We start from the raw sequence: 7,469 nt of genomic DNA, 5'->3' as shown, positions 1-7,469 counted from the left end.
ATCACCATCACGAAGCCGCAGAGCCCGGGCCACATACATGACACCGATTCTCCCCGAACCCAGACGTAAACTAATCAACGACACGCGACACTAGATGGTTCGGGTCCACCAGGGTCTCGTGGACGATCCGGTACGACGCGTCCACCTCGAGCTCGACATGGATACCTTCAGCAGGAAGGCCGAAGGTGAGCAGGCGGTGCCCACCCGGCCGGGGCTCGACGACCACGTCGGGATCTGGCGGACCGGCGTACGGATCGCTGTCGATGAACTCGGGTCCGTCGATGATCACCGACTGCGCCGCCGGCGTCGGCGCAGTGGTATCGCTCGTGATCGACTCGACGACCCGGAAGTCATGCTGCGCGAGCATGGCCGTACGCACGCGCGGCAGGGCATCTCGAGAGATGTGCGGCGCCCACCGAATCGGGAAGCTGACCATGCCACCGTGCCATCCAGTCGCACCGACGCGCAGTTCGATGTGCTCGAGCCCCGCGGTCCACGCCACCGGGCCGACGAAGCATCCACGACCACACGGCCGGAGTACGACGGTCTCGTCCCGGCCGATGAGCTTCGCGGTCAGGTCGAACGCAGGCGGGCTGGTGTCGTTCGTAGCGGTATCGCCATCCGGCCTATGCAGCCGCACCTCCAGTTGGTTCTCGCTGGCTGCTACGCCGACGGCGATCTGCCCAGCCAGGCCGCCCAACCGGATCACCGGCCCGACGGCCGGCGTCGGATAGCCCAGGTCCGCCGTAGCCGGAGCCGGGGAAGGCAATGACACGAGTACGGCGCTCGTGGCCAAGACCACCAGCAGAACCACGGCCTCGGCTCTTACCGGCCGCGTGAACGACGAGCCAGTTGCCGAAAGCAACCGTCGCCGGGCGACCCACGCCAGGACCGCGACAACCGCCACCAGGACAACCTTTGCGAGCAGCGTCCGACCGTACGCCGTACCGCTGATCACCCCAGGACTCGGCACCAGCATGAGCGCGCCGATCCCGCCGGAGACTGCGACAAGAAGGAAGAGGACGACGGCGAGCCGCGAGTACACCGCGAAGGCTCGCCGGATCGGGACACGACCTCTATTGGCTCTGGCTACCCGGAGGAGATGGAACAGCGCCCCCAGCCAGACGCAGAGAGCCACCAGATGGACAGCGATGACCATGGCACCGGAGACGCCGCGTTGACTCCCCAAGTGATTGCGCAAGGCCTCGACCGAGATCACCACCACAGCCGTCGTCGCAACCATCCACCAACGCATGCGATGAGCTAACGCTGCCAGCAAGGCGAGACCAGCGGCCCCGACAGCAAGGAGGAACCCGGCCCGGCCGAACCCAGCGGTCGCGATCACGACGTACAAGAGCTGCGAGGCTGTCGCCAGAGAACCGACGGCCGCCGACGGCCGCACAAGCGATCGCGGGCGGGTCGCCGCCGGTACGGCGCTGCGGACGATCCGTTCACCGACAGCGCCACCCAGCAGGCCGACCAGACCGAGGAAGAACAGCCAACGCAGCAAGGCGATCACCGGGAATCCCGTCGAACTGCCGCTCTCCGCTCCGCTCAGCTCGACCGCTGCGGCTGCGACAGCGAAGTCGAAGTCGGCCGTAACCACATCGCCGTCCTGCGCGGTGACCTCCCAATGGACCACATACCTTCCCGCAGGCATCGCCTCGAGAGTGTTGACGGCAACTCTGCGTCCGCCCTGTTCGATGGCCACCTCGGACGTGTCGACCGCGTGCCCGCTGCTGTCCTCGACCCGTACGCCGTGCGGCGCAACACTGACAGGTTCATCGAACACCATCGTGATCGCGGAAGGCCTGGACGCGACCGAGTAGCCCGCTGCAGGCGTCGTACTCAGCAGCGTGGGGTGCGCACTCGCCTGCGGCGCAGTGACGAACAGCAGCACCGGCACCAGGCACGCGACCAGACCCCACCGCCGCCCGCTCAACGGCCAGATCCGACGATTGACATGGAGCATCCTGTCTATCGGGTGGTGCTGGTCAGAGTGGCCAGGACGGTCTCGTCGGACCGGATGACGTCGAGACGATCGATCTGCGCGAGCGGAATCGACGTACTGCCCGGAATCATCAGGCGCGACTGGTAGTTGGTCGACCACCAGCCCGCTGTCTGAGCAGCACCTGTCCGCCGGTGCACAACCAAGCGACAGGTCAGCTCCGGTGGGAGATCGTCCATCCACAACCGGATGTCTGTACCCCATGCCTGATCGGCCAGACGTGCGACCGTGTCGATTCCGCCGGCCGCATCCGTTGACGTCCAGGTCACAACCCCCGGTGTCGGCTCGTGAGTCAGGAGTTCTGCGCTCGCCAAGCCGCCCGTCGCCAGAACCAGCACCATGATCATCGCCAACAGCAGCATCCGGGACCGGCTCAAGCGATACACAACCGCGGACCAGACCGAAGCAGTAGTGGCCTCGGACAACGGTCTTGCCGCGTCGATTTCCGGAACGAGGTCAGGTCGAGGCTCAGCTTGGCGATCGCATGCAGATGCCCTCGGCGCGACGTCATCCAGCGTGAGTCTGTGCATGAGCCCGGGCAGGTGAGCCACCTCGATCAGTTCCTGGCGACAGACCTCGCAACCGATCAGGTGTCGCTCCATCTCGACCTGCTCCTGGAGGTCCAGCGCACCCAGCAAATACGCCCCGACCGACCGCGTCTCCGGACACCTCACGGGCCGGCAGTCCCGTGTTCTCCCACCGCGGCCCGCAAGGCGTCCAGCGTAGACAACGCCCACACAGCTCGTTCCGCCTCTGGCCCTTCCTTCACATGTGGCTAATACGCCGCCGACGGTCGCTCGGTTCACCTCAACGAATCGACCGGACGGCTGCAGCGTGTGCACGCCGGGCACGGCTTGCTGACCCAGGTTTGGTGGGTTTCCCCGGCCACGGTCCGGCCGGTTGCCTCACAGTCGGAACATCCCCTTGACGGCCGGGGAACCCGCCGACTACCTCATCACGAGCTGACGCGGCAACACCAACGCCCAGCCACCATCCGGACAGGTGCGCGGCCAGCAGCCGGCCTTCACTCAGCGTCCGATCGGTTGTCGTCCTTGATGCGGGTACGGAAGAACGCCCGTACGTCCTCGGCGAGCAGCTCGGGCACCTCCATCGCGGCGAAATGGCCTCCGCGCTCGAACTCCGACCAGTGCCTGACGTCGTACAGCCGCTCGGCCAGCGGTCGTACCGACTGTGTGATGTCGTGGGCGAACACCGCCACGCCGAGCGGCACCCGGCACGGCAGTTGGCTCCCCCGAGGGGTGTCGTGGTGGAACCGGCCCGATGAGGCCGCGGTAGCGGTCAGCCAGTACAGCGAGATGTCGGTCAGCATCTGATCGTCGCTGACCGGCGTGGCGGGGTCGGTCCACTGCGCGAAACGCTCGGCGATCCAGACCAGCTGACCGACCGGCGAGTCGGTCAGCGCGTAGCCGATGGTCTGGGGGGTGAGCGCCAGCAAAGCCTGGTAGGGCGGACGATTCGCCATCAGCTGTCTGACTTTGTCCAGTCGAACCTCATCCGCTGCGGACACCTCGACGTCGGGGTCCGGCCGGGTCGGCAGGTAGTTGACGTGCACCCCGACGACCTGGTCGGGCGCCACCGCGCCGAGCGCGATGGAGATGCCCGCGCCGAAGTCGCCGCCGTGCGCGCCATAGCGCTCGTACCCCAGGCGGCGCATCAACTCGGCCCACGCCCGGGCGACCCGGACTGCGTCCCAGCCGCGCTCGTGGGTCGGCCCGGAGAATCCGAAACCGGGGATGGACGGAATCACCAGGTGGAAGTCGCGCGACAGCGGCTCGATCACCTCGAGGAACTCCAGGAACGAACCTGGCCAGCCGTGGGTGAGGATCAGCGCGAGCGCGTCGGGTTTCGGCGACCGGACGTGGACGAAGTGGATGTTCTGACCATCGATCTCGGTGGTGAAGTGCGGAAGCTCGTTGAGCCTGGCCTCGTGCTCACGCCAGTCGTAACCGGTGCGCCAGTATTCGGCCAGCTCCTTGAGGCGTGCCAGCGGGAACCCGTAGTCCCATCCGGCATCGGCGACCTCGTTGGGCCACCGCGTGCGGGAGAGCCGGTCGGCCAGATCGTCGAGGTCGGCCTGAGGGATCGTGATGTGGAACGGCTTGATCATCGTGTCAACTCCCATGGAGATTCATTCGGTGTCCAAACGTTAGCTCGACTAACGTTCGGTGTCCAAACGATATCACGGTCATTGGTCGCCCTAACGATTCGTTACACTTGCCACGTGGAGAAGCCATCCGACGAAACGCCCGCCCGGTGGGAGGGCCTGCCCAGCTGGCTGCTCGGCCTGGCCGCCCAGCACGCGCACCGCCTGGTGGGCGACGGGTTCTCGTCCGTCGGCGCCCGCGGCTACCACTACCGCCTGCTGGCGACGCTGGAGGATTTCGGGCCGGCCAGCCAGGCCGCGCTGGGCCGCCGTAGTGGCATCCACCTCAGCGACATGGTCGCGACGATCAACGAACTCGCCGATCGCGGACTGGTCGAGCGTGCCCCGGACCCCTCTGACGGGCGGCGCAACATCATCTCGCTGACCGCCGCCGGCAAGCGGCAGCTACGGCGGCTGGAAAAACGGCTGGCCGAGTCCCAAGACGAACTGCTTGCTCCGCTGTCACCCGACGAGCGCCAGCGGCTGACCGAGCTGCTGTCCAAACTGTCGGACCACCACAACCGACGTACCGGCACCCCCGAAGAGCCCCCGATGCGCTGACCGGGTCTGGATAATGAAGGTCGCGTCTGTGCAGTGCGATCGTCCTGGAGGATTGCCATCACCGACATCCGCGCAGGTGGAACAGATCGAGAGGGCCATGCCATGAGTACGGCGTTCTTGCCCGTCAGGCGGTCGATCAGCGATCTGATCGAGCAATTGGACCAATCTGCGATCCGCCTCGTCACGACGGCGGTCACGCTGAGCGATGCCGACATTCGCGGCCCGTCGATGCTTCCAGGCTGGTCGCGCGGACAGGTGCTCCTGCATGTGGCACGGAGCGCGGATGCCTACACCTGGCTGCTGCGTTCGGCCCGGCGCAGCACACAGCTGGGCAGTAGGCCGAGCACGACCGCTCCGCCCGATGGTGCCGCCACAGCCGTGGAGGTCACGGGCGATTTGCAAGTCAGCCTGGAACAGTTCGCCGCGGAAATCGGCGAGATGCCCGCCGACGCCTGGAGTCACGTGGTCACAGCCCTTGCGGGGTGGCCACACCCGGCCTGGTTCACCCTGCGGCGATGCCTGCGAGAACTGGAAACCCACCACTTCGATTTGGGCCGTGGGTACGGGACGCGAGATTGGCCCACCTCCTACGTGGCCTGGGCTCTCGACGACACACTGGCGACGATGAGGGCGCAACGCTTCCCGCTCGGATCTGCCGAGGCGGTCGATCTCGGCCGCACCTGGACGATCACGCCGGGCGGACCGTCGGTCGCCGCTGCCGGGCATGAACTGCTCGCGTGGCTCGCAGGCCGCAGCGAAGATCCGGGGACCAACTCGGTCACCACGTTGCCGGTCCCGCCACCGTGGCCGCAGCCGCCCGCGACGCTCCCGGTACTGCCCGGAGAACGGGCGCAGTCCTGAGACCGTTGCTGCAGGCAACTCTCAGGTCGGGACGGTACGTCGGACGCATCGCCTTCCTGGCTGTCACGAAGAATCAACCTGGGGCTAGATTCTTGACGCGGTCAATTAATCGCCCGTACGGTACCGGGACGCCCCGCAACGAAAGGTGCCCACGCCATGTCCACCGTTCGTCCCCTCCGCCATGCCCTCGCGCTGGCGACCGTCGTACCCCTCGTCCTCACCGCGACGATGGTGTCCACGAGCGCGCCGGCGCTCGCCAAGAGCGACTTCAGCGTCAAGCCGTTCATGGGCTGGAGCAGCTGGAGCGTCCAGTCCTCCACTCACCCCGACTACGGGACGAAGTGGCTCACCGAGGAACACATCAAGGACACCGCCGACTCGATGGCCGCGAACCTGAAGCGGGCCGGGTACACGAACGTGAACCTCGACGCGGGCTGGAACGCCAACTGGGACTGGCAGTTCCGCACCGACGCCAACGGCATCCCCGAGGCCGACCCGGAGCGCTTCCCCAACGGCATCGCCAGCCTGGCCCGCTACATCCACGGCAAGGGACTCAAGATCGGCCTGTACGGCGGCGCCGGTCTGCAGAAGGCGATCTACGACAAGAACGCCCCGATCATCGGCACCAACTGCACGACCCAGGACATCACCGTGATGCCGCTGACGCCGACCAACATGTGGGGCGGCGACTGGAAGATCGACTTCACCAAGCCGTGCGCGCAGGCGTACTTCGACTCGATCGCGGACCGATTCGCCTCCTGGGGCGTCGATTTCGTCAAGGTCGACGGCGTCACCACCGACAACATCCCGGACATCGAGGCCTGGTCGAAGGCGATCGACCAGAGCGGCCGCAAGATGTGGCTGACCGCGAGCGCCTGGCCGGTACCGCGGGACGCCGGCGAAGGCCTGCGGCCATGGGCGAACAGCGTCCGCGTCGACACCGACGTCGAGTGCTACTGCAACACCGTGTCGACCTGGACCAGCTCGGTCGACAATCGGTGGGAAGACCTGCCGAACTGGCTCGACGTGGTCGAGCCGAACTACTGGCCGGACCTCGACTCGATGCCGATCTCCAACAACACCGGCCTCGGAATCCAGGACGGCATCACCGACACCGAACGGCAGAGCGTGATGACGTTCTGGTCGATGGCGTCCTCACCGCTGTACGTCGGCGGCGACATCTCCACCATCGACGACAAGGCCGTGTCGATCCTCACCAATCGCGAAGTCATCGCGGTCGACCAGGCCGGCGTGATCCCGACCCAGGTCACCGGCGGCACGCTGCAGGTATGGAACAAGCGGCTACCCGACGGCCGCCTGGCAGTCGCGGTCTACAACCTCGGAGACGAGTCTTCCGATATCACCGTCCAGTGGAACCAGCTCGGCGTCAGAGGCAATCGGAATATCCGCGACCTGGTCGGCCGGCAGAACCTCGGCAAGTTCAACAAGTCCTGGACCGCCAAGGCCGTTCCAGCCCACGGCTCCCGCCTGATCACCCTCTCCTGACCGTCGCGGACTGGTCGCGCCTGACGGTGCCCACCATGAGATCGAGTTCCACAGCAGGGATTCGCAGGTGGTCGAGGCTGCGCCACGCCTGGTAGGAGTCGGCTGTAACAGACAGAGCGGCGGTGATGCTGGACCGGAGGGTTCGTGCTTCTTCTCCAGGTAGGTCCTGTCTGTCAGGTGCGGGCTCGGTGGCGCTGTGCGATGTCGGAAGCAGTTGCCATTGACAACTCTTTCCGCCAAGCTGTGCTTCGTTCAGCTGCCGGCAGACTGACCGCTAGTGTCGCGTGTCGTTGATTAGTTTACGTCTGGGTTCGGGGAGAATCGGTGTCATGTATGTGGCCCGGGCTCTGCGGCTTCGTGATGGTGATC

The 7,469-nt window shown here is 66.2% G+C and carries 6 protein-coding genes and 1 pseudogene; 3 read left to right on the top strand and 4 right to left on the bottom strand.

The genetic code is table 11. The features are described from left to right. Positions 1-70: 70 nt before the first annotated feature. The 4 genes and pseudogenes from ACIBG5_RS43450 to ACIBG5_RS43435 all read right to left on the bottom strand — a co-directional run bounded on the left by ACIBG5_RS43450 (position 71) and on the right by ACIBG5_RS43435 (position 4,151). Positions 71-1,942: a copper resistance protein CopC gene (locus tag ACIBG5_RS43450; protein ID WP_396397964.1), complete on the bottom strand. Its 1,872-nt coding sequence runs from the start codon at positions 1,940-1,942 to the stop codon at positions 71-73. A gap of 35 nt (positions 1,943-1,977) precedes the next feature. Further along, positions 1,978-2,370, bottom strand: a complete 393-nt coding sequence (locus ACIBG5_RS43445; protein WP_396397965.1) for a hypothetical protein — start codon at positions 2,368-2,370, stop codon at positions 1,978-1,980. A 216-nt stretch (positions 2,371-2,586) separates the two neighbouring features. Further along, positions 2,587-2,682: pseudogene (locus ACIBG5_RS43440) on the bottom strand (zf-HC2 domain-containing protein); the annotation flags it as partial. Positions 2,683-3,032: 350 nt separating this feature from the next. Beyond that, on the bottom strand, positions 3,033-4,151 hold the full coding sequence (locus ACIBG5_RS43435) for an epoxide hydrolase family protein (protein ID WP_396397963.1): 1,119 nt from the start codon (positions 4,149-4,151) through the stop codon (positions 3,033-3,035). A 99-nt stretch (positions 4,152-4,250) separates the two neighbouring features. Between ACIBG5_RS43435 and ACIBG5_RS43430 the strand changes: the two genes are divergently transcribed. From ACIBG5_RS43430 to ACIBG5_RS43420, 3 genes are all read left to right on the top strand, one after another. Further along, positions 4,251-4,733, top strand: coding sequence for a MarR family winged helix-turn-helix transcriptional regulator (locus ACIBG5_RS43430; RefSeq protein WP_396397962.1), 483 nt, complete (start codon positions 4,251-4,253; stop codon positions 4,731-4,733). A 102-nt stretch (positions 4,734-4,835) separates the two neighbouring features. Beyond that, a complete protein-coding gene (locus ACIBG5_RS43425) occupies positions 4,836-5,594 on the top strand; it encodes a maleylpyruvate isomerase family mycothiol-dependent enzyme (protein WP_396397961.1) in 759 nt (252 codons plus the stop codon). 156 nt (positions 5,595-5,750) lie between these two features. After that, positions 5,751-7,100 (top strand): glycoside hydrolase family 27 protein, encoded by a 1,350-nt coding sequence (locus ACIBG5_RS43420; protein WP_396397960.1) that lies wholly within the window; start codon positions 5,751-5,753, stop codon positions 7,098-7,100. The last annotated feature ends 369 nt before the right edge of the window (positions 7,101-7,469 follow it).

Origin of the sequence: Kribbella sp. NPDC050241, from assembly GCF_044459685.1 — a bacterium.
Taxonomy (GTDB): domain Bacteria; phylum Actinomycetota; class Actinomycetes; order Propionibacteriales; family Kribbellaceae; genus Kribbella.
The sequence above is the reverse complement of the archived record's forward strand: the minus strand, read 5'-3'. Positions and strand labels throughout refer to the sequence as shown.

Bases quoted from the DNA above. Each gene is read 5' to 3' on its own strand.
- ACIBG5_RS43435 (WP_396397963.1), bottom strand. From the start codon at position 4,151: ATGGGAGTTGACACGATGATCAAGCCGTTCCACATCACGATCCCTCAG.
- ACIBG5_RS43425 (WP_396397961.1), top strand. From the start codon at position 4,836: ATGAGTACGGCGTTCTTGCCCGTCAGGCGGTCGATCAGCGATCTGATC.
- ACIBG5_RS43420 (WP_396397960.1), top strand. From the start codon at position 5,751: ATGTCCACCGTTCGTCCCCTCCGCCATGCCCTCGCGCTGGCGACCGTC.
- ACIBG5_RS43445 (WP_396397965.1), bottom strand. From the start codon at position 2,370: ATGCTGCTGTTGGCGATGATCATGGTGCTGGTTCTGGCGACGGGCGGC.